19 protein-coding genes and 1 other RNA gene are annotated in these 23,950 nt (G+C 37.4%); 16 read left to right on the top strand and 4 right to left on the bottom strand.

The window, feature by feature from the left end; genetic code table 11:
• Positions 1 to 109 precede the first annotated feature (109 nt).
• The 6 genes from BN990_RS00370 (at position 110) to BN990_RS00345 (ending at position 8,745) form a co-directional block, all read left to right on the top strand.
• Entirely contained in the window at positions 110 to 1,468 is a 1,359-nt protein-coding gene (locus BN990_RS00370; RefSeq protein ID WP_021290310.1) for an APC family permease, read from the top strand.
• Positions 1,469 to 1,499: 31 nt separating this feature from the next.
• On the top strand, positions 1,500 to 3,128 hold the full coding sequence (locus BN990_RS00365; RefSeq protein WP_021290311.1) for an amidohydrolase: 1,629 nt from the start codon (positions 1,500 to 1,502) through the stop codon (positions 3,126 to 3,128).
• Positions 3,129 to 3,304: 176 nt separating this feature from the next.
• Positions 3,305 to 4,642 (top strand): APC family permease, encoded by a 1,338-nt coding sequence (locus BN990_RS00360; RefSeq protein ID WP_021290312.1) that lies wholly within the window; start codon positions 3,305 to 3,307, stop codon positions 4,640 to 4,642.
• A gap of 267 nt (positions 4,643 to 4,909) precedes the next feature.
• Positions 4,910 to 6,145, top strand: coding sequence for a dicarboxylate/amino acid:cation symporter (locus BN990_RS00355; RefSeq protein ID WP_021290313.1), 1,236 nt, complete (start codon positions 4,910 to 4,912; stop codon positions 6,143 to 6,145).
• 253 nt (positions 6,146 to 6,398) lie between these two features.
• Positions 6,399 to 8,114, top strand: coding sequence for an acetate--CoA ligase (gene acsA / locus BN990_RS00350; RefSeq protein ID WP_021290314.1), 1,716 nt, complete (start codon positions 6,399 to 6,401; stop codon positions 8,112 to 8,114).
• Between the two features lie 112 nt (positions 8,115 to 8,226).
• Complete coding sequence (locus BN990_RS00345) at positions 8,227 to 8,745, top strand: type 1 glutamine amidotransferase domain-containing protein (protein ID WP_038241574.1); 519 nt, start codon at positions 8,227 to 8,229, stop codon at positions 8,743 to 8,745.
• A 47-nt stretch (positions 8,746 to 8,792) separates the two neighbouring features.
• Here the strand turns inward: BN990_RS00345 and BN990_RS00340 are convergent, their stop codons facing one another.
• Entirely contained in the window at positions 8,793 to 10,085 is a 1,293-nt protein-coding gene (locus BN990_RS00340; protein ID WP_021290316.1) for a glycoside hydrolase family 18 protein, read from the bottom strand.
• A 91-nt stretch (positions 10,086 to 10,176) separates the two neighbouring features.
• On the bottom strand, positions 10,177 to 10,710 hold the full coding sequence (locus BN990_RS00335) for a cysteine hydrolase family protein (RefSeq protein WP_021290317.1): 534 nt from the start codon (positions 10,708 to 10,710) through the stop codon (positions 10,177 to 10,179).
• A gap of 147 nt (positions 10,711 to 10,857) precedes the next feature.
• Between BN990_RS00335 and tadA the strand changes: the two genes are divergently transcribed.
• Together tadA and ffs are read left to right on the top strand one after the other, a co-directional pair.
• Positions 10,858 to 11,322: a tRNA adenosine(34) deaminase TadA gene (gene tadA / locus BN990_RS00330; RefSeq protein WP_021290318.1), complete on the top strand. Its 465-nt coding sequence runs from the start codon at positions 10,858 to 10,860 to the stop codon at positions 11,320 to 11,322.
• Between the two features lie 211 nt (positions 11,323 to 11,533).
• Positions 11,534 to 11,799, top strand: an RNA gene (gene ffs / locus BN990_RS21730) — signal recognition particle sRNA large type.
• 51 nt (positions 11,800 to 11,850) lie between these two features.
• On the opposite strand, the gene BN990_RS00325 is transcribed toward ffs, so the two are convergent.
• The gene (locus BN990_RS00325; RefSeq protein WP_021290319.1) at positions 11,851 to 12,414 is read right to left on the bottom strand and encodes a beta-class carbonic anhydrase; all 564 of its coding nucleotides are present in this window, start codon (positions 12,412 to 12,414) and stop codon (positions 11,851 to 11,853) included.
• A 183-nt stretch (positions 12,415 to 12,597) separates the two neighbouring features.
• Between BN990_RS00325 and dnaX the strand changes: the two genes are divergently transcribed.
• From dnaX to BN990_RS00300, 5 genes are all read left to right on the top strand, one after another.
• Complete coding sequence (gene dnaX / locus BN990_RS00320; protein WP_021290320.1) at positions 12,598 to 14,289, top strand: DNA polymerase III subunit gamma/tau; 1,692 nt, start codon at positions 12,598 to 12,600, stop codon at positions 14,287 to 14,289.
• Positions 14,290 to 14,326: 37 nt separating this feature from the next.
• The gene (locus tag BN990_RS00315) at positions 14,327 to 14,641 is read left to right on the top strand and encodes a YbaB/EbfC family nucleoid-associated protein (protein WP_021290321.1); all 315 of its coding nucleotides are present in this window, start codon (positions 14,327 to 14,329) and stop codon (positions 14,639 to 14,641) included.
• 17 nt (positions 14,642 to 14,658) lie between these two features.
• The gene (recR, locus tag BN990_RS00310) at positions 14,659 to 15,255 is read left to right on the top strand and encodes a recombination mediator RecR (RefSeq protein WP_021290322.1); all 597 of its coding nucleotides are present in this window, start codon (positions 14,659 to 14,661) and stop codon (positions 15,253 to 15,255) included.
• Positions 15,256 to 15,270: 15 nt separating this feature from the next.
• Positions 15,271 to 15,483 (top strand): YaaL family protein, encoded by a 213-nt coding sequence (locus tag BN990_RS00305; RefSeq protein WP_021290323.1) that lies wholly within the window; start codon positions 15,271 to 15,273, stop codon positions 15,481 to 15,483.
• Positions 15,484 to 15,643: 160 nt separating this feature from the next.
• The gene (locus tag BN990_RS00300; protein WP_031335306.1) at positions 15,644 to 16,672 is read left to right on the top strand and encodes a DUF2332 domain-containing protein; all 1,029 of its coding nucleotides are present in this window, start codon (positions 15,644 to 15,646) and stop codon (positions 16,670 to 16,672) included.
• Positions 16,673 to 16,740: 68 nt separating this feature from the next.
• Here the strand turns inward: BN990_RS00300 and BN990_RS00295 are convergent, their stop codons facing one another.
• Complete coding sequence (locus tag BN990_RS00295) at positions 16,741 to 17,988, bottom strand: helix-turn-helix domain-containing protein (protein ID WP_021290325.1); 1,248 nt, start codon at positions 17,986 to 17,988, stop codon at positions 16,741 to 16,743.
• A gap of 434 nt (positions 17,989 to 18,422) precedes the next feature.
• On the opposite strand from BN990_RS00295, the gene BN990_RS00290 reads away from it, so the two are divergent.
• The 3 genes from BN990_RS00290 (at position 18,423) to BN990_RS00280 (ending at position 23,907) form a co-directional block, all read left to right on the top strand.
• The gene (locus tag BN990_RS00290) at positions 18,423 to 22,574 is read left to right on the top strand and encodes a S8 family serine peptidase (RefSeq protein WP_038241570.1); all 4,152 of its coding nucleotides are present in this window, start codon (positions 18,423 to 18,425) and stop codon (positions 22,572 to 22,574) included.
• Between the two features lie 82 nt (positions 22,575 to 22,656).
• A complete protein-coding gene (locus BN990_RS00285) occupies positions 22,657 to 23,226 on the top strand; it encodes a signal peptidase I (RefSeq protein WP_021290327.1) in 570 nt (189 codons plus the stop codon).
• Between the two features lie 12 nt (positions 23,227 to 23,238).
• The gene (locus BN990_RS00280; protein WP_021290328.1) at positions 23,239 to 23,907 is read left to right on the top strand and encodes a hypothetical protein; all 669 of its coding nucleotides are present in this window, start codon (positions 23,239 to 23,241) and stop codon (positions 23,905 to 23,907) included.
• Positions 23,908 to 23,950 lie beyond the last annotated feature (43 nt).

Raw genomic sequence — 23,950 nt, 5'->3', positions numbered from 1 at the left:
GGAATCAGATTGTAGCAATGATTAAGCAGCTAATGGATGTCTTTTATATCATTTGTTGTTCATCACTTTCTGAATGTCCGTACATTTATATTTGTGAAAGGGTGGGGGAATGGGAGAAAAAAGTACCGCGGACCTAAAGCGAGTATTATCCTTTAGACATGTAGTTTTTTTTGGATTAGCTTTTATGGCGCCTAGTACAGTATTTGGAACGTATGGTGTTGCTGCCTTTCAAAGCGATGGAATGATAGCTACAGGGTATATTATAGCGCTATTTGTAATGCTATTCACTGCATATAGTTACGCACAATTAGTAAAGGCATATCCCTCTGCTGGAGCTGCCTATACATTTACAAAAAAAGCCATTCATCCCCATTTAGGTTTTTTAGTTGGTTGGGCTATTTTGTTAGATTATATGTTAAGTCCGATGATAAGCTCCTTACTTTTAGGAATAGCTTTAAAAGCATTTTTTCCTAGTATCCCAATGTTTGTTTGGATCATTCTTTTCGTAATCATTTTCACGGCAGTTAATATTCTTGGTATCAAATTTGCGGCAAATTTCAATACGTATGTGTTTCTTATATCTCTGTTGGTGTTTGTTCTCTTTGTGGTTTTCGCTTTACATTATTTACTTAAAGGTGAAGGAGCAGGAACAGCTTTCTCCATTTTGCCTTTTTATGATCAGGAAGTTCCATTGTCGGGTTTGATTGGAGTAATTCCGATCCTTTGTTTCACCTATTTAGGATTTGATGCAGTTACAGCTTTATCAGAAGAAACAAAGAATCCTACAAAGACAATCCCAAAGGCTATTTTCATTATTCCAATAGTCGGCAGCATTCTCTATGTTATCGTCACCTATTTACTGCAGTTGGTATATCCAAATATAAGTTCGTTTACGGACCCGCAGTCTGTTCAGTACGAAATCGCCTACTTAATAGGTGGCATCTTTTTTAAAACGTTTTTTGTAGTCACGGGAATTATTCCAAGTCTAACCTCTGCAATTGCATCCAGCTCCAGCGCTTCTCGAATTATGTACGCGATGGGGAGAGAAAACATTTTGCCTAAGAAAATTTTTGGTTATATCTCGCCAAAATTCCATACGCCAGTCTATAATATTTTGATTGTTGCCTTCGTTGCACTATCATCTTTGTTGTTTAACTTAACTACTGCGACATCACTTATTAACTTTGGCGCTTTTTTCACGTTTATTTTCGTTAATATCTCTGTAATCAGCCATTATTTTATTAAGAAAAGAAACCGCTCATTTAAAGGGACAATAAAATATCTGATCATTCCGTCAATTGGGGCTGTCTTTATTTTGTGTTTATGGCTGAATTTAGGGTGGTATTCTTTTTTCTTAGGCGGACTTTGGCTAGTTGTGGGATTTATATATCTTTTAAAACAAATAAAAGAATCGAAACAATCTACTTCCGATATCTTTTTAGATAATGAATACGAGTCTAACCATTAATAAACTATAGATGAAATTGGAGGAATTAGTTATGTGTTTACAAAACGAAGCGGATATTATCCTGTCAAGTGACGCTGTTTTTACGGGGATTTTAGATAAACCAATCTCCGCATATATTGCAATTGTTGATAATAAGATTGCAGCGATCGGCTCAAAGACAGAAGTGGATCCGTTTTTGGGACCAAATACGAAAGTATATCACTATGGAGATCAATTAATTTTACCAGGTTTTCATGACTTTCACTTACATCTGATGATGGGGACGATATTTGAGAACGGTGTGGATCTATCGGAAGCTCGGTCTGAAGATGAGGCTGTACAAATGGTCAAGAGGTATGCGGATGACCACCCAGATGAAGAATGGATTATAGGATTCGGTTGGGATGCTAGTTACTGGGATGGTAAGCAATTGCCAAATCGCTATTCATTGGATCACGTCATTGGAGATCGGCTAGTTTTACTCAATCATGCAGAAATGCATTATGCGTGGGTTAATAGCAAAACATTAGCGTTTTGCAACATCCATCGTGATACAGAGAACCCACCTTATGGGTTTATTAACAAAGACGAGAATGGTGAACCAACTGGTATATTATACGAAAAAGCAACTAAATTGGTTGATCGAAAGGCATTTAATTATTCAAAAGACAAGGAAAAGCAACTATTGGAGAAATTTCTTACTCTCTCTGCCAGGGTGGGAGTGACATCAGTCAATGATATGTACGGAGATAATAATGAGAAATATTATGAGCTTTTTAAGGAATTTGATGAAAAAGATCAATTAACAACGAGGATACATATTTTTCCGTCTATTGATTTTGACCTGGAAATGCTCAAACAATTACATCGGGAATATGCATCGAGTAAACTTCAATTTTCAGGCTTAAAAGGATTTATTGACGGGGTAATAACAAGTCGTACAGCCTATTTGGTTGGCCCTTATGCAGACGATCCAGAGACGTGCGGAGAATTAGTCTATTCACCGGAAGAAATCAAGCAAAAAGTCATTAAAGCGGATAAAGAAGGATTTCGAATTCGATTTCATGCGATCGGTGATGGGGCTGTCCGTTTAGCTCTAGATGCATTCGAAGAGGCACAAAAAGTTAATGGGGAAAGAGACTCCAGACATACGATTGAACATGTAGAGGTTATTCAGAAGGACGACATTTCACGTTTTCATGAGTTGGGTGTTATCGCTTCTATGCAGCCGGAATTGATGGCTCAAAGTGAAAGAGAAACATATACTTCCCTTATTGGTCAAGAGCGAGAGCCATACGTCTTTCCAATTAATACATTAAAAAGCAGCGGAGTAACTGTAGGGCTCGGCACCGATTTTCCTGTTGCAACATTAAACCCTCTATTGGAAATTTATCGAGCAGTAACAAGGATCTCAAGTGATGGGACGCCATGGCATGAGCATGAACGCATTTCTCTAGCAGAAGCATTGAAAGATTATACCAAAAGCCCTGCTTATGGAACCTTTAGAGAAAATGAATTAGGAACCTTGGAGGTTGGAAAGCTTGCGGATCTTGTTATTCTAGATAGAAATCTTTTCGAGGTTCCTGCCGAAGAAATGTTGGTATCTAAGGTAAAACTTACAATTGTTGATGGCCAAGTTGTTTACGATTGTAATCATACGTCTAACAAAACAAAATCATAGACTAGGTAATTAGGATAGTTTTATAGCAGGGATAAAGGTAAAAAAGGCGATAAAAAAGTATGACACCTCCCTGCATCCTATCCATAATCCCATTATTTGAAAGCGCATCCAATAAGGGGAGACCCTGATTAGTTAGCATTTTAGTTAATGGAAAACCATCTAGAAAGGATGTTTTTATGAGTAAGACAGCACAACTTCAACGAAATCTAAAATTAATTCATGTGGTAGCGATAGGAATAGCTTATATGTCACCTTTTGCTGTATTTGATACCTTTGGAATTGCCTCTGATGTATCCTCAGGGCATGTGCCTATGGCTTACATTATCGTATTTATTGCCATTCTCTTTACGGCATTAAGTTATGGAAAATTAGTCAAAAAATACCCAACCGCTGGTTCTGTCTATACCTACACAAAAAATACAATAAATCCATATGTCGGAATTATTGTAGGATGGGTGACTTTTATAGCTTATTTAGCACTTCCTATGATCAATTCCTTACTTGCCAAAATTTATCTTTCAACGGGGGTCCCAGGGGTTCCTGGGTGGGTTTGGATCGTTGGCTTGATTACGATTATTAGTATTTTAAATACCTTTGGCGTGAAGATCGCTGCTTCTATCAATGTCTTGCTTGTTGTATTTCAGTTTTTAATGGGTGCTATTTTTATTTACCTTAATGTTCGTGCCATTGTAGAAGGGCCGAAACACTTTATTTCATTAAATGAATTATTCCCTGCCAACATGGAATTTTCAGGTGTATTTGCTGGAGCAGCCCTCCTCGCCTTATCATTTATAGGGTTTGATGCAATAACTACACTTTCTGAAGAAACAATGAAACCTAAAAAGACGATTCCTAAAGCTATTTTGCTGGTTGCTTCAATTGGTGGGGTGTTTTTCTTTTCTGTTACATACTTTATGCAATCCCTATTCCCTGATGTTTCCGTATTACAGAATATCGAAGGCGCTTCTCCCGAAATAGCTTCTATAATAGGTGGAAATCTATTTCTTTCGTTTTTTCTTGCGGGAGCTTTATTCTCCGTATTTGCATCAGGCTTGGCAGCACAGTTAAGTGCTTCAAGATTATTATATGCGTTAGGGAGGGACGAGGTAATACCTAAACGGTTTTTTGGCTATTTACATCCCAAATTTAACTCACCAATACCAAACATTTTACTAGTTGGAGTGTTAGCTTTATCTGCACTTTTTCTAGATTTACGGACAGCTACATCCCTTATTAATGTGGGGGCCTTTACTGCTTTTTCTTTTGTAAATATATGTGTAATCAAAAATTACTTTAAATATAAAAAGGAAGGTTCTTTAAACTTTGCTTTAAGTAATTTAATAGGGCCGCTTATTGGTTTGGGCTTTGTTCTGTATCTTTGGAGTAATCTAGATTGGTACTCAATTATCATTGGTCTGATTTGGGCTTTACTTGGTGTATTGTATTTAGGTGTATCGACAGGCTTATTTAAAAAAGAGCCACCACAAATTGAATTTGATGAACTAGAAGGATGATTAGCTACATACTTGATATCATTTATTTGTTTACTAACGTCAACATGGCATATGCAGATAGGGAAAGTATACGCCTAAAAGCCCTGATATCACCGTATTCTTAAAACAAGGTCTGTTCATTTCGCCTAAAAGATGATAAAATAATAAAGCAACTCTAAACTTTTAAAAGTCCCAACTTAGTAATTCTGCATGAGATACTCTCATTTCCTTATTCCACCTTTCACCAGAATTCTCAGAAAAGACAATCAACAAGAAAGGACGAATGCTATGAATTTAACGAAAAAAATACTGATTGCACTTGTTTTAGGTGTAATTGCAGGTATTGGTTTAACGTTTTCATCTAATGACTTTTTTTCTGCGATTGATACCTATGTATTAAATCCAGTTGGAGAAATATTCTTAAATCTAATCATGATGATTGTAGTACCGATCGTCTTTGTATCAATAGTACTGGGAACGGCTGGTCTTGGTGATCCCTCTAAGCTTGGGAAAATCGGGATTAAAACGATAGGTTTTTACTTGGTTACTACCGCTGTAGCTTTAGTTATTGGTCTTGGAGTTGGGTTAATTCTAGAACCTGGTCAAGCAGGCACGTTTGATACAGAAAATGCAAGTTATGAAGAAGAAGCTGCGCCACCAATTATGGATACATTTATAAATATTATTCCCGAGAACCCAATCGAAGCAATGTCTACAGGGAATATGCTACAAATTATTGCTTTTGCGGTGTTTATTGGAGTCGCCTTAGCAATACTTGGTGAGAAAACAAGTGGAATACACAAGTTATTTGAACAAGCAAATGAAATCTTAATTTTTCTAGTTAATGCAATAATGAAAACGGCTCCTTATGGTGCGTTTGCTTTAATTGCATCAGCGATTGGTGAAGCCGGATTAGATGCTTTAGGGTCAATGGCAATGTATATGGTTGCTGTAATTCTAGCACTACTCATTCACGGGGCTGTTACGTATAGTTTAGCTATTAAAGGATTAGGAAAAGCTAGTCCAATAAAGTTCTATAAACTATTTTTCCCTGCTATGTCTGTTGCCTTCAGTACATCAAGCTCAAGTGCAACGCTGCCAGTTTCTATGAAAATGGCACAAGAAAGACTAGGAGTGAAAAAGTCGATTAGTAGCTTTGTTCAGCCATTAGGTGCTACTATAAATATGGATGGTACTGCGATTATGCAGGCGGTAGCTACTGTATTTATTGCTCAAGTATATGCAGAGCCATTAGGAATCAGCCAAATGTTAATGGTTGTCTTAACAGCAACCCTAGCGAGCATTGGTACTGCTGGAGTTCCTGGTGTTGGACTCATTATGTTAGCAATGGTTCTTAAGCAAGTGGGCTTACCTGTGGATGGTATTGCATTAATTATTGGTGTTGATAGATTATTAGATATGCTACGTACTTCTCTAAACATTACTGGTGATGCTGCTTGTGCTTATATTATTTCAGAAAGCGATAAACGAAATGAAAAAGATCAAGCGGAGCAAACTGCTTAGATATACACACGTCTATTTTCGAAATAGACGTGTTTTTTATAATCATCCAGACGTTCATTTAATTTAACGTACGTATTACTTTAAAATTGTCACGGAATGTTCTAAAATAAATACTAGTTACCAAAAAGTTTGCATAATTTTTAATACATTGTTAATTAATCGGTTTCATTATACAAAACATAAGGTCTTAAATGAATCGTCTAGTATAAACGATAGATGTAACCGATTTCAATTCTAATAACGAGGTGATTGGATGGATATGCAAAAGATACCAGCTAGAGAAGGTAACCACAATCTAACAGACTATGAAAAAACTCGAGAGACATTCTCATGGGAAGCATTGAAGAAACATTTTACTTGGAATGAAACGGGAAAAGTAAACATGGCATACGAGGCGTTAGATCGCCATGCAGAAAACCCAAAGAAAAAAGATCAAGTAGCATTGCTTTATTCAGATCCAGAAAGAGAAGAAAAGGTTACATTTGCAACTCTTCGTGATGAAAGTAATAAATTCGCTAATGTACTTCGTAAATATGATGTGAAAAAAGGCGATCGCGTATTTTTATTTATGCCGAGAAGTCCAGAGTTCTATGCTGCCTTCTTTGGTATTTTGAAAGTAGGTGCTATTGCAGGACCTTTATTTGAAGCGTTTATGGAGCAAGCAGTTAGAGATCGACTGCAAGACAGCGAGGCTCGAGTCTTAATTACTACGCCGGATTTATTGTATCGCGTTCCTCAAAACGACCTACCAGCTTTAGAAAAAATTGTACTTGTTGGAGATCATCAGGAAACTGGAGAACAATATATTGATTACAATAAGGAAATGGAGAACACTTCAGCTAAAACAGAAATCGAATGGGTTGACTTAGAAGATGGAATGTTACTCCATTATACTTCCGGTTCTACAGGGAAACCGAAGGGTGTTTATCATGTGCATCATGCGATGATTCAACATTATGCTACTGGCGACTGGGTGTTAGATCTGAAAGAAGACGATGTCTACTGGTGTACAGCAGATCCAGGTTGGGTAACAGGAACCAGTTACGGCATTTTCGCACCTTGGTTACATGGGGTAACCAATGTCATAAGAGGTGGTCGGTTTACACCAGATGACTGGTACAATACAATCGCTACGTATCGTGTCACGGTTTGGTATACAGCACCAACAGCTCTACGAAAATTAGTTAGTGCTGGTGAAGATATTGTGAAAAAATATGACTTATCTTCATTACGGCATATTATGAGTGTCGGGGAGCCATTAAATCCAGAAGTGGTGACTTGGGGACTCAAAGCATTTAACTTACGGATTCATGATACATGGTGGATGACAGAAACAGGGGCGCAATTGATCGTTAATGTACCGTCTATGGAAATACGTCCTGGATCCATGGGCAAACCTATACCAGGTGTAGATGCAGCAATTATTGATAATGAAGGAAATGAGTTACCGGCGAATCAAATGGGCAACTTAGCTATTAAAAAGGGTTGGCCTTCTATGATGCGGGCGATATGGAAAAATCCGAGTAAGTATGAAAGTTATTTCATACATGGCTGGTATGTTTCCGGAGATAGTGCGTATAAAGACGAAGATGGATATTTTTGGTTCCAAGGACGTTTGGATGATGTTATAAATACTTCTGGAGAGCGAGTGGGGCCATTTGAAGTGGAAAGTAAATTAATTGAACATCCAGCTGTAGCAGAGGCTGGCGTAATTGGTAAACCGCATGCGGAGCGTGGGGAAATCATTAAAGCGTTTATTACATTGAATGATGGTTATCAAGACTCCGAAGAATTGTTAGAAGATATTCGCAGGTTTGTGAAGACCGGATTAAGTGCGCATGCTGCTCCGAGGGAATTAGAAGTGAAAGATACCATCCCGAAAACCCGTAGTGGTAAGATTATGAGACGTTTATTAAAATCGTGGGAGTTAGGACTGCCAACAGGTGATACCTCAACATTAGAAGAATAAATTCACAAAGGCTGACGTTCTGAAATGATTGAATGTCAGCCTTTTTATATGTTTAATTTTAATGTACTTGGGAATATGTAATTATGTAGCAATCGTAAAGGAGTGGATATCAATGAGTAAGAAAATAGCAACAGTCATTACAGATATGTTTGAGGATGTAGAATATACGGATCCAGTAAAGGCTTTTAAAGAGGCTGGTCATGAAGTTGTTACCATTGAAAAAGAAAAAGGAAACAATGTAACAGGAAAGCAGAAAGAAACCACTGTCACGATTGATCAAGGAATTGATGATGTGAACCCGAGTGATTTTGATGCGTTATTTATTCCCGGTGGCTTTTCTCCAGACATGTTACGTGCAGATGATCGTTTTGTTACATTTGCAAAGCATTTTATGGATGAGAAGAAACCGGTATTCGCTATCTGTCATGGTCCACAGTTATTAATTACGGCTAAAACGTTAGAAGGTAGAAAAGCAACAGGATTTAAATCGATTCAAGTAGATATGGACTATGCTGGTGCAAAGGTAGTAGATGAAGAAGTAGCGGTTTGTCAGGATCAACTTGTTACAAGTCGTCAACCTGATGATATACCGGCATTTAATCGCGAAGCAGTTCGTGTATTAAATAAATAATCGAAAAGAAAGAGGAGCTCTGCTTGATGCATAGAGCTCCTCTTTTTTTATGGTTCCATTTTTTCGATGTCAAATTGATCCTGCAGTAACAGCCAATTTTGTGGGAAAGCAAGGCCCAGCTTCCAATAGGATATGCCTAATAATCCTAACTCTTTAATTAGATTAAATTTGGCTTGGATGGATCTGGCATCCTCAAACCAGACCTCATGTTGATTGCCTTCGTTATCCGTATAAGTGAAATAGGGAGCTTGCGAGCCTTCATCAAATTTTATTTCTGCATTGTTCTCCCTCGCTATTGTTATTGCTTGTTGCGGGCTAACTGCTTGTGCAGCTTCACCACCTTCTTCATAAGGTAATGTCCAATCATAACCATATAAATTTTGCCCCAATAAGATTTTATCAGCTGGCATTTCCGTTAAGGCATATTCAACAACTTCTCTTACTTGATCTAGTGGAGATACAGCCATTGGCGGTCCATAACTATACCCCCATTCATATGTCATGAGCACGACAAAGTCTGCAATCTCTCCATGTGCTGCATAATCATGTGCTTCATACCATTGCCCGGTCTGGGTAGCGCTCGTTTTTGGTGCTAATGCAGTTGACATCAGTAAACCGGCTTGTGATAAACGCTCTTTTGCTTTCCGTAAAAAGTTATTGTACGCCTCTCTATCCTCTGGCGGAAGAAACTCAAAGTCAAAATGAACATCGCTATATCCGCCAGTAGTAGCTGTATTGACGATATTATCCAGTAGTGTGTTTTGGACACTTTGAACGGTTACAATAATATGACCAAGTTCTTGGCTGAATTCGCCTTCTTCCAGGTTTGTTACCACAAGCATCTTCGCTGCGTTATTCTGTTGGGCAATCTCTGATAACCCGTTCAATGGGGGCGGTGTCAAACTTCCATCACGACCAACACGATAGCTGAAAATTGCTAAATAGGTTAAGTAAGGTGTTGTTTTTGTGGCTGCGTTTTCTAATGTTTCTGATACGGTTCCACCGGTTGGCTCAATATAGGCGTTTGTCGTGATAGGTGACTTAGAGACTGGCGGTATATAAAGCCTAAATCCGACTGGCAGGATATTACCTGGTGGGAAATTATTGATTTGTGCTAATTCTTGATAAGAGATACCAAATTGTTGGGCAATGGAATATAAACTATCACCAGGTTGAACAAAATAAAATTGTCCAATGATCGGGATCACTAAAGCCTGGCCGACAACAAGATTATTTGGAGCATCAAGTTCATTTGCATCGATAAGCGCCTGCGTAGTTGTGTTATACGTATTGGCAATTCCGTACAGTGACTCGCCTGAGGTAATTACATGTATTTGCATACCGATTCCCTCCTTTATGAGGTTGTTCAAAACCTACAGTTTATAGATGTGCTACTTACAATCTATGAGAAGGGAATCTTTGTTATTCCAATTATATCGCTGAGATATCAGCTTTCATGACAGAATTTAATAAATACAAAGCATAATCATTATTGTCTTTTCCTTCGGATGCCATGCAATTCTTTGGAATATGCATGTTGTATCCGTACATATAGGCATCCTTTGCAGTAAATAGAATGCAAATATCACCAGCAATGCCAGCCATTAATAGATGTGTCTTTCCTAATTCATTTAACAAGGATTGTAATGGGGTTTGAAAAAAGGCAGAGTGCTGTGGTTTAATTAAGAAATAATCTTGATCATCTGGTTTTAACGTTTCGATGATTTCTTGACTGCGATCGTTATGACAATAATCGATAATTTTGTGAAAATCAGCCTGCCATAGACCATAATGGTCATTAATATAGATGATAGGTAATTTATTCTCTTTCGCATATATCCGTAAATTTTTTAAGTCAGGTAATATTTCTTTTGTATTTGCTAATAAGTTATCTCCACCATCAAATCGAAAATCATTAATAATATCAACAAAAAGAACAGCCGTATTTTCTAATGATGTATCCAATGTGATTACTCCTTTCTAAGAGAAGGGATTACCAGTGTTACCATTTAAAACTATGATGAGCTGCTAGAGGCAAGTGCTTTATGCTTTTCTTATTAATTATTACCTTTTTCAAGGTTTTCAAACTTTTAAAGAAAGGTTGTGATAAAATTGTCAGATGAAACGTTCATGCACGTTGCAATAGAAGAAGCAAAAAAAGCAGCCAACCAAAATGAAGTACCAATTGGAGCAGTTATAACCTATGAAGGGGAAGTAATTGCCTCAGGATATAATCTTCGAGAGACTTCTCAACAAACTCTTTCTCATGCAGAGTTAATAGCAATTCAGCAAGCAAATGAATTTATTGGTAGTTGGCGATTAGAAGATTGCACACTTTATGTAACATTAGAACCTTGCCCTATGTGTGCTGGGACAATCGTTCAATCACGAATAAAGCGTGTTGTATATGGAGCTAAAGATCCGAAAGCTGGTTGTGCAGGTACGTTAATGAATCTCTTAGAGGAAGAAAGGTTTAACCATCAAGTAGAAGTAACAAGTGGAGTATTAGAAACAGAATGTGGCGACCTTTTAAAGAATTTTTTCAAAGAGCTTAGGCAGCAGAAAAAAAACAAGTAAGGGAGAGACGGCAATATAAGCCGGAAAATATAAAAGAGTAGTAATGAAACGCTGAGCGAAGATAGAACCTGTCACGATTAATCCGAAATCGAAATGATCAAGTGAAATCATTGGCGGTCTATTATATGAATAATATACTTTTGACTCAGACTCTTAATTTTCCATGCTCTACCATTGCATTTTTAATATAATATAGGTATAATGATTAATGCCGTGCTAAGTGGGGAGGTAGCGGTGCCCTGTACTCGCAATCCGCTATAGCGAGGCCGAATCCCCACCCGAGGTACAATGACTTTATGGTCTGCCTCAAGAGAGTGGTGTTGACGCTTAGGTCCTGCGCAACAGGAACCCATGAACCCTGTCAGGTCCGGAAGGAAGCAGCAGTAAGTGGTCATTCCTGTGTGCCGCGGGGAAGCCTAGGTAGAGCCATGAACTTGAGTAACGCATAGGGTTGTTGTATCAACGGTGGGTGCACGGTTTACATATAAAAAGAAAACCTCTGACTCATTATAGTCAGAGGTTTTTTAATTACTTTGTATAGCCTTCTTCAACAAGATCAAGCCTTCCGGTATTTGGATCAATAATTAATCCATGAACAGGGATATTATCTGGAATGAGTGGGTGATTACGAATGGTCGATACACTTGTTTTTACACTGTCTTCTACATCTGCAAAACCATTTAAGAACTGATCTAGATTTACTCCAGCATTTTGTAAGGTATCTAGTTTTTCTTGCGTAACCCCACGTTTCTTCATTTTTTCTATTGTTTGATCTGCTTTAACATTTCCCATTCCACAATCATAATGGCCAATGACGCATACTTCATCAACGTTTAATTCATAGACTCCTACAATAATACTCTGCATAACATTACCAAATGGTTCGGAGACAAGTGCCCCCGCTGTCTTTACAACCTTGGCATCACCATTCGCAATATTCATTGACTTAGGTAATAATTCTACTAGTCTTGTATCCATACAAGAGAGTATGAGTACACGCTTATTCGGAAGTTTATTACGTTCAAAATCTTCATATTCTTCATTTTGAACGAACGCTTTGTTAAAGGATAGAATTTCATTTAATAAAGTCATTGTTAGTCTCCTTTTCTACATATTCAATACTAATTATAAAGCAAATGATTAAAAACGACACGAGTTATAGTCGAAATGTTAGATAATGGGATTGATTTTTTCTTATTTGTTGTACCGCCATGGTTCACATTCCCCCCTAAAATAGAGTATAATTAGAAAGAGATTTTAAAGGAGAATCGTATCATGAGCTATCAGGCATTATATCGCGTATGGCGTCCAAGGAATTTTGCTGACGTGGTCGGGCAAGCCCATATAACACGGACATTACAGAATGCGATTGTACAGGAAAAATTCTCCCATGCTTACTTGTTTTCTGGCCCACGTGGTACAGGGAAAACTAGTGCTGCGAAGATTTTTGCTAAAACGATTAACTGTGAACGTTCGCCAGTCAAAGAACCATGTAATGAATGTGCAGCATGCCGTGGAATACAAGACGGTTCTATTTCTGATGTCATTGAAATTGATGCTGCATCGAATACAAGTGTTGAAGATATACGTGAAATTAGAGATAAAGTAAAATATGCCTCTAGTGTAGTACCTTATAAAGTATATATCATAGATGAGGTACACATGATATCCGTAAATGCGTTTAATGCATTGTTAAAAACATTAGAAGAACCGCCACAGCATGTCGTATTTATCTTAGCTACAACAGAACCCCACAAGATCCCGTTGACGATTCTATCTAGATGTCAGCGGTTTGACTTTAAGCCTATTTCAAATCAATCGATTGTAGAACGCATGCAAACGATTCTTGATGTAGAGGGAACCGCTGTATCTAAAGAAGCATTAGATACGGTAGCCTTAGCGGCTGAAGGCGGTATGCGAGATGCCTTAAGTATTTTAGACCAAGCGATATCTTATAGTGAGGAATCGGTTGAACTAGAAGATGTTTTAGCAGTTACAGGGGGCGTATCGCAACAAACACTAACAAGTATTGTCCGCGCAATGTATGAAAAGGATGTACAACATGCGCTTATGCAGCTGAATGAGTTGATTCAAAAGGGGAAGGACCCAGCTCGGTTTGTTTATGATATGATCTATTTCTTACGAGATGTATTACTTTATAAAAGTGCCCCAACCCTAGAAGCGCTTCTTGAACGAGCACGTGCAGATCAACCTTTTAAAGAATTAGCCGCGAAGGTAACGAATAGTTGGATTCAAGAAGCAATGAATCAACTAAATCAATGTCAACAGGAAATTAAGTGGACAAATAGCCCTAAAGTATACATTGAAATTGCTATATTATCCATTACAAATGGAAAAGACAATCAAGCCCAATCAGCTCAACCTGCGGATTCAGAGATGATAGCTAGATTAACCTCACAACTTGGGCAATTAGAAAAAGAGGTGAACTTACTGAAGGAAAACCCTGTAGTAAGTGCGCAACCTGCACCGCAGCGTGAAACACGGAAAGCACCATCTCGATCATCTAAGAATAGCTATAAGATTCCATACGAGCGAATTAGAGATGTCCTCAAGCAGGCAGAGAAATCCGCATTAAAACAAGTACATTCACAATGGGCGGCCTTTTTGTCCAATTTAAAAAAAGCAAACGCACCGGCTCACGCTACCATACAAGACAGCAAACCAGCGGCAGCTTCAGATAAGGTGCTTGTAGTCGCGTTTAAATATGAAATCCATTGTTCCTTGTTCTTAGATAACCAGGAAACCATAGAATCCGTATTGGCAAATGTCATGGGAAAATCGTTAACAATCATACCAATACCGGAAACGGATTGGAAAGAATTACGCACAGAATATATATCGAATCAAGAAAAAACAACGACAATTCAGGAAGAAAGTACTGCTGACCCTCTTGTAGAAGAAGCGAGAAAACTGTTCGGGGACGATGTGGTTGAAATTCACGATTAACCAATGAACGTATCTATTATTAAAAGGAGGTATTTCCATGAAAGGAAATATGGGAAATATGATGAAGCAAATGCAAAAAATGCAAAAGAAGATGATGAAAGCACAGGATGAATTACATGAGATGTCTTTTGAAGCATCTGCAGGTGGCGGAATGGTTACTGTAACTGCAAATGGAAAAAAAGAGATTACAGATATTCAAATTAATGAAGAAGTTATTGATCCAGATGATGCAGAAATGCTACAAGATTTAATTCTGACAGCTACCAATGATGTTCTAAAACAAATTGATGATAAAACAAATGATACAATGGGACAATTCACGAAAGGGTTGAATATGCCTGGAATGTTCTAATTCTTGGAGGCGTATAAATGTATTATCCAGAACCAATTTCGAAGCTAATTGACAGTTTTACTAAATTGCCAGGAATCGGACCAAAAACAGCAGTCCGTCTGGCTTTCTTTGTTTTGAATATGCAGGATGATGACGTAATGGATTTTGCTAATTCCTTGGTTAATGCCAAGCGAGAACTAACCCATTGCTCTACCTGTGGTCATATTACCGATCAGGATCCTTGCTCCATTTGTCAAGATACAACACGAGATCAATCGATTATTTGTGTGGTACAAGATCCAAAGGATGTTATTGCCATGGAAAAAATGAAAGAGTATCATGGCAAGTACCATGTACTTCATGGTGCTATATCCCCTATGGATGGCATTGGGCCAGAGGATATTAATGTACCAGATTTAATTAATCGACTGAAAGATGAACAAGTTGAAGAATTGATTTTGGCTACAAATCCAAATATTGAAGGGGAAGCTACAGCAATGTATATCTCCAGACTTGTAAAGCCATCTGGCATCAAGACAACAAGAATTGCTCATGGGCTGCCTGTTGGGGGAGACTTGGAATATGCAGATGAAGTAACCTTATCAAAAGCGCTTGAGGGTAGAAGAGATCTGTAGGAATTAGGTGAATAAATGGCTAAAAAAATAAAGAAAAAAGAGATGGACGGACAATTACTAGAAACAATGATACGGTTGGAAAAAGAGTGGAAGCAAATTGAATCGATGGTATCTAGAAGCATTGATCCCTCTATGGATGGAAACTATTGGGAAGCTTTTGCTCAAGCTAAGTATCTATTTTTACTACGTGAAGCAAGGCATCGAAAATTGCGGGCGACCTATCATTAAATCCAAAAGTTAATTGATTTGGACAATAAAGACAAGGCAGTGATGTACTTGTCTTTTTCTATAGGTAAGGAAGTAGTTGCTCATAGAAATTTACAACTGCAGCACATCTCCTACTTGGCTGCTTTTATATTTTCGTATGATACTTTTAAAAATAGGGGGAATGAATATGAGTGATCATGCTAAACGCTATCAATTATTTGCCCAAGAAGCGAAGGATAGCAGTCCACTTTATGAGCATTTGGCGTGGAAGATTTCTGAAGATATGGATATGTTACGCTTAAGCGGTCATGCAGCAAAAGGCCAGCCAGAGCCGAATTTATTCTTAGGAGCCGTGCATTATCTGTTGCTTCAGGGGAGAGACCATTCCTTGCAAGCATTTTACCCGAGTTTAGTAGAAAATCCTGCTGATTATCAACAAGTATTCCCAGAGTTTAAAGACTTTTGTACTACCCATCAATCATCGATTATCGATATTCTTGAATCAAAGCGGGTGCAAACCAATGAAGTCAGAAGATGTGCGTACTTGTATCCAATATTCTGTGGCATTTTTAAGCAGACAAATAAACCATTGTCTTTAATAGAAATAGGAACAAGCGCAGGATTGCAATTACTGGTAGAACAATATAGTTATTCCTATGGGGATGGTATAATATATGGAAACCCAAGCGCTGCATTACACATCACTTCAAGAGTGAGGAAGGGGAAGAAGCCACCGCATTTAGCGATTCGGCCTTCTATTGTTTCTCGAGTCGGTGTGGATTTGCATTGTTGTGATGTAACAAAAGCCTCCGATTATAATTGGTTACGTGCGCTTATTTGGCCAGAAAATCAAGAGCGGGTAGAACTTCTAGCATCTGCAGTTGAGCAGCTGAAGAAAAGCCCTCCATGTCTGTTAGAAGGAGATGGTGTGAAACGAATCGTTGACTTATCGAAACAAGCACCAGCCGATAGCATTGTTTGTATATTTCACACGCATGTAGCTAATCAAATACCATTAGAAGTAAAAAATAAATTGATGGATAATTTACAGCAAATAGCCAAGCATCGTGATGTTATTCATATCTATAATAATATGTCAGACCGCAATTTACATATAGACGCTTACATTAATGGCGAAGAGCATATGTATAATCTAGGTGAAACCGATGGGCATGGTAGATGGTTTGACTGGGAATGGCAGAATAAGTAATAGAAACAAACGGTATTGTACCTAATTCTAGGTAGGTGTAGATAATAAAGATGCTGTGTTCGGAAAAACTAAAATATATATGTATCATCAACCTTGTTAATAATGTAATCTGCCGTTTGCACAGCTCTTTCCCATTGTTCAGTTTTTAGGAAGTAATTAAATAATTCCTTTTCATATCGTTTCATGGTAACGAAAAATCCATGTTCTTTAAAATAAGGTAATGCTTTTTCTGTTAAGTAATGATAATACTGTTTTTCTTGATCAAATATGGTGTAATAATGTAGCAAAAACACATGGTTATATAGGGGTTCTTTTATTTCTGAAGCAATGGATAAGCCCTCTTCAATTAAGGATATTAATTGGTCTTTTTCTAAAAAATCCCCTTCATTTGCACATCGAACATATCCTTCTAGTGACAGTAAATAAATATTACTCTTCTTTTCTTTTAAATCCATGGATGCTTTATATAATTTTCCTGCTTCATGGTATTTTTTTCTTTTTAAGTGTTCATAGGCAAAGTTATGTAGTATTTTCCCCTTTTTATCTGGTGAGTTACACAGATCGCAAAGACGAATTAAATCTTGATATTGTTCTTTTGTTTCTTTGAAATTACGATGTTGACCCGACTCCACTTCAATTAGCATTAAATTTTCTGTATCAATAACCCCGAGAAAATAATTTTTCTTTTTATAAGCATTAAGTGCTTTTTCTCCGTAATAATATGCTAGCACGGGGGAGTGAATATGATGATAAGCTGCGGCTAAGTCATAATAAACTAATGCATTTGAATAAATATCGAATTGAATACTTTTTAATAGATGGATGGACTTTAAATGATCGTCTGTCATCATAAAGTAGATACCTAACACATGTTTCATAAGATTTTCTTCATAATTATTGAGTTTATTGCGCTTTTTTTGCAGTGTTTTAATTAATGTTCCTGCTTCTTTAATAAAACCTTGCTTCAAATGATAGATTCCTTTTAGAAGCAAATAGTAAAGATAATATTCTGAAATAATTATCATTTCATTTTCCTGGAATTCATCATAAATGGTAGTAGCACTGCTATAATCTTGAGATATTATCATCTCGTGCCACTGGTCTAACTTCTTTTTTAAATTGATTAAATTGGCAGTTTCCTGCTCCATATTAATGTTAAGTCTTTGAGCTAATAACATAGTGATTTCAGGAGAATACTCCGTTAACCCTCTTTCTATTTTACTAATATGTGTCACAGAACAAATTCCTCGCCCAAGTTGCTCTTGGGTGATTTTTGCTTTTTCTCTGTAAAATTTTAAGATTTTCCCTTCATACATCGCTGTGTGCCCCCTTATTAGAAGATCTTCATCATTAAATAATCATAATCTTTGTATGAGGATTAATGAAAGCTCCTGTCAATACAATAACCGGCTTTTTTATACCAATTATAGCTGACTTGGGGTAATTATTAATAGTGCTTTTGATGTGAATTTAGCTCTTATAATTACACGTAGGCCAGAATACGATTGACGATTAGAATATAGTACGACTGATTAGAGTAAATTTTTAAACCTATTGTATTTCTAGGAATAGTAATCCGAATTTACTATTTTAAATTTTCGGAAATAACAGAATTACCCCAATTTACAGTATTAAAAAGTAGATATAACATATTTAATAAGAAGGAATTTTACTTGAAGTCCACTACATGAAAGGAGGAAAGTGATTCAAATCTAATTTTAGTAGAAAAAAGAGAGGAGAATAGTAGGCTATGTTAAAACGTAGATTGCAATTGTTCACAATTTATTTATCTATTTTTTTACTTATCATGTATCTACTTCCTGGTCACACATTCGCTTCGTCGAATAAAGATAAGGAAATAAATAATCTATTAAGTAACATAACTGCAGAAGAGCGCAAGGCTATCCATGAATTAGAAGCCGATAAAGGTTTTACTATACACCCAGATATTAATATAGAAAGTTCAGAGCCCGTAAAAGTAATTGTTGAATTTAAGCAGGATCCTGCAAAGGTTGAGGTAGCAAAAGCAAAGGCAATGAGGTCACGTAGCAAGGTTACTTTATCGCAAGCAAAAGAAAAAGTAGAATCATCACATAAACAATTTAAAGAAGTCCTAAAAAAAATGAAGAAAACAAAATCTACTGATGGGCCTTCTATTACACATGAGTATCGGCATGCAATAAATGGTGTGGCAATGACATTGCCTGGAAATTCAGTTAAAGATTTAATTCAAACGGGTGTTGTTAAGCGTGTTTGGAAGGATAAAACCGTTCGCTTAGAATTACCTAAAGTTGATCAAAAGAAAGTGGAACCAAAAATGGCAGATAGTGTCCCGCAAATTGGTGTAGACCGATTACATGATGAAGGCATCAAAGGGGAAGGAATTAAAGTTGGGGTAATTGATACTGGTATTGATTATAACCACCCTGATTTGACGGATGCCTATCAAGGTTATCGTTTTACGGAAGGAGAAAACCCAGCTGAAATCGATCCTAGCCAGGTTAAAGGCTGGGATTATATCGATAATGATGCTGATCCAATGGAGACGACCTATAAAGATTGGCGAGAATCTGGTGAAGCTGAATTTATTAGTGGCGTAAGTTATTACACATCACATGGCACCCATGTATCTGGGACGATTGCTGGTACAAAGAGCAATGATGTTGATTATGCGGTCAAAGGTGTAGCTCCTGAAGTGGATTTATATAACTATCGTGTTTTAGGTCCTTATGGTTCTGGGCCAACCAATGGGGTTATCGCAGGAATTGATAAGGCTGTTAAAGATGAGATGGATGTTATCAATCTATCCTTAGGATCTAATGCGAATGATCCTTTGTCTCCTACATCTTTAGCAGTTAATAATGCTGTATTATCTGATGTAGTAACAGTAGTAGCAGCAGGTAATGCTGGACCAGGTGAGAAAACAGTAGGATCGCCTGGGGCCGCTGCATTTCCTATTTCTGTTGGAGCAAGTGATGTGTCACAGACTATCCCCACGTTTAGCGCTACAGCAGGAGATGTGACGGTAACAGATATGCAACTGTTAGCAAAAAATTTCACAGATAATCTAGAAGCGTTCAAAGATCAATCCTTTTCTATAGTTGACGCAGGGCTGGGGTATGCTGAGGATTTTGCAGCGGTTGATGTAGAGGGGAAAATTGCATTAATAAAGCGTGGCGAGATTTCCTTTGATGAAAAAGTTAAAAATGCAAAAGATGCAGGTGCAGAAGCTGCCATTGTATTCAATAATGAAGACGGGCAAATCCCTTATTATATTGGAGAAAGTACAGCCTATCTTCCAGCATTCCGTCTTTCTAATGAGGATGGACAGGCTTTGAAAGAGGTTCTTTCAGATGGACTTTTACTAACGTTTGGCGAGTTAACAAATACGGAATCAGAAGGTGACCATTTAGCAGATTTCAGTTCGAGAGGACCTGCAGCACAAAATTATGATATCAAGCCAGATGTTGTTGCACCTGGGGTGGCAATTTTCTCTACTTACCCATCCTATGTTAATGATCCAGAACATAATAATTATGATTTAGCTTATGCACGTATACAGGGTACATCCATGGCTTCTCCACATGTTGCAGCGTCAGCAGCACTTATTTTACAAGAGAATCCAAATTACAGTCCCTTTGAAGTAAAAGCCGCCTTAATGAATACCTCTGTTGATCTAAAAGAAAATTACTCTGTCTATGAAGTAGGATCGGGGAGAATTAATGCTTATAATGCTGTTCATACTAATACATCGGTTAAAGTCCTTGATAAAACAGAGATGTTGGATGGGGAAGAAACCACTATGATCGACGAGGTTACTGGTTCCATTGGCTATGGCAGCTATTATTTAGAGGAAGGGGAAGGTTTGGAAGAAAAGAAAGATATTCGCATTGAGAATCACTCAGCCGAGGAGAAATCATATGCCATAAATGTTGAATTCCTACACGGAAATGAAGAAGGGATCGAGTTAAACGTACCTGAATCAATAACTGTTGGATCTGAACAATCAGAGGAAATCAATGCAACGATTCAAGTACCAAAAAATGCAGAATATGGCATGTTTGAGGGATATATCCATGTTGAAAACGAAGCTAGTGAAGAGAATTTCCAAGTACCATTCGCTGTTCGTGTTACCGATAAAGGGATTGATTATGTCGATTTAGACCGCCAAGCAGTTCCAAATGAATGGACATTTCATCCATTTTTACTTCCATTTATCAATATGGCCTTAAAAATAAAAAGTCCAATCGAAACAATGGATGTTATTGTGAAAGATGGAGAAACACAAGAGCCGATTGGATTAGTCGGTACATTAGATAGCAGTAATATGGAAGTTGGTAGAGAGTATTACGTGTTGCAAGCATTTATGGGAAGCGTTTTTCCATTTACCGATGACACAGAAAATCCAATAGCAGAAGAAAGAGTCAAATTACCAGAAGATGATTATATCCTTGAAGTGATTGGTCACGATGAGAATGGAGATACGTACACCATACAGAATGTTGCTATTGTCGATAATACACCACCGGAATTAACGTTTAATGATTTGGAACCAGGAGTACATGAAGTGGATGAGTCTATGTATACAGATGAGGATGGGCATCATGCTCTATGGGTTCATACGAATGTGTATGATTCTACAATTGATGTTTTAAAATCAAAAGGCTTGGATTATGATCAATCGGAAAATATTGTCGCCTATTATCAGAATTCTCCATTTCCAGGTCAGATTCCAGTTGAAGCAAACGGAAATATGAAGTTTGGTTTATTGCCTGAAGAAATTGAGAATGGACCAGTAAATTTAGATTTATTGCCTGTTGATTTAGCTACGAATGCCGATATTGTTAATAAAACGAGGTACACATTTGTTGAAGAAGGAACAGCCTATGGCATGTCTACTTATGACAAAGAGGAAATAAAGAAAGGCAATACATTTACCTTGACATTAAGTCTAAACAACGTGAAGGCGTTAATGTCTGGGGAATTTGAAGTAGAGTATGCGAAGGATCTTTATCAGTTTGATGGAGTTCAGGTAAATGAAGCATTTGCAGCATATGCAGAAGAGAATGACTTAGAAATAAACTTGAACGAACCTTCATTTAGAGAAGACTATTGGACAGATTTTGTGAAAGTAGGAGCATCTATCGAAGGTAATGCGTTTTCAGGCATTGATAAAGATATGAAATTTCTTGATGTCACATTTGAATTAATTGATGACCACTATTACGGTGGCGCAACAAGTCTATCTGTTGACGATTTTAGTTATGAGAAAGCCGGTGAATCAGAACCAGTATCGATCTCTGTTTTCTCACATGACAAGTATACGATTGTTCCAAAGCATTCTACTATTACAGGTTTTATCGAGCCAGAAGCATTTCTTCATGAGGATGGATTTGTATTACAGAAAGATTATGAAGAAATGGGCGTTAAGATATATGCAAAAGATCAAGATGGTAAAAAATACAGAGGTACGATTACAGAGCAGGGGAATTTTACGATCAAGGGGCTTCCGGTATCTGAAAGAACGTACAATGTCTATGTTGAAGTCCCCGGTCATTTAAATAATGTATTGGAGACAGAAGTAGGGATAGAAGAGAATGGTGAAGTTATTGGCGAATCCAAGCGAGTGCATCCAGACATGAACACTGCTGGAGATATCAATGGCGATAAAGTTGTCGACATCCATGATGTAATGCGTGTTGTAGCCCATTATGGTAAAGAAAATGATAAAACGGATGTAAACAAGGATGGAATTGTTGATGAAGCAGACATTCGTTTCATTGAAAAGAATTTCTTAGATATTGGTTTTGACGCACCAGAGAATAAAACCCCGTTAGAAAAATTAGGAAATAAAGGGTTGAATGATTTTCTTAAATCAATAGGGCTAGAACCAAATAATTAGAGAGAAAAGTATGAATTGGGAATGCTACACACTTCGGTGTGTGAGTTCCTATTTATAAAAATGAGCTGTCAGGAGGGAGAGGATGGTTGAAATCAAAGATAAATTTAGGAGAGCACTGAAGATATTGCTGCGTCTTTTATTTGTTCTAATGGTTATCTTCGTTCTATTTATTGTGATTCAATTGCTTCGTAATCCTGGACAGCCTCCTTCTTTGTTTAGTTTTCAGCCTTTTACAGTCTTGTCTAATAGTATGAATCCGACATTCGAAACTGGTGATATGGTCATTGTAAAAAGATTGGAAGCATCAGAGATTCAAGAAAATGACGTTATTACCTTTAAAGAAGCAGCGGATAAATATATTACTCACCGAGTAAGTGAAGTGATTTTGCAACAGGGGGATATCCAGTTTGTTACAAAGGGGGACAATAATAATGTTGTTGATGAGACGCTGGTGTCTGCAAAGAATGTTATAGGAAAACAGGTATTTATGATTCCGAATGTAGGTTTTATTTCTAAGTTTATCAGTGGACCGGTAGGGTTTTTTCTGCTTATCCTTCTCCCTTTTACTGGATATATTTGTTTGGAGGTGTATGAAAGGAGTCAGAAATCCGCAAAAAGGCATCCATCAAAACAAAATATTAAAAAGATATGAGGAGGAACTTTTATGAAAAAATTAAAGAAAACATTATTAGGTACGACTTTTGCTGGAATTTTGGTAGCTTCAGCTGGGATAGGAACATACTCTTGGTTTACTTCAGAAACAGAGGCGCAAGGTGACATGCAGAATGGAGTATTACAAATTAATAATGATAGCAATATAGAAACACCGATTTTTTCCGGAGTTAAATTTGCCCCCTCACAGCTTGAATATGGAAATTGGGTGACTATTGAGAACAGTGGTGACTTAGATACGTATCTAAATGCTACTTATACACATTCAATTGATAAAGCATCCTTAGATGCATATGAGGTTGGATACATGGCTATGAAGTACACAACTACTCCCGATCAGGATACCTATGAAAAATCAAAAATACAATTAGAAAATCTATTTAATGGGGAAACAAATGAACGGACATTTACAACTGCTAATACTGAAGGAGTAGAACTTTCTGGAGAACTATTAACAGACGAAGAGGTTGATTCAGGTGAGATTACGTTCGGTGAGGGGAGTGAAGATTCCTTCTGGCAACTTGATGAAGGTCAATATATTGATATTATGATAGCTATTAAGTTAGATGAGAGTGCGGGCAATGAATACCAAGGTGCACAGTATGATGCAACTTTTCATGTGATTGGTAAACAAACAGATGATGGTGCAACGTATGAGTAATGCGAGTTAGAGGGGTGAGCGTGTAGTGGAAAGGAGAAGAGCT

Origin of the sequence: Virgibacillus salexigens, assembly GCF_000723585.1 — a bacterium.
Classification (GTDB): domain Bacteria; phylum Bacillota; class Bacilli; order Bacillales; family Amphibacillaceae; genus Virgibacillus; species Virgibacillus salexigens.
Note: the sequence above shows the minus strand (reverse complement) of the source record. Positions and strands in the feature narration are given on the sequence as shown.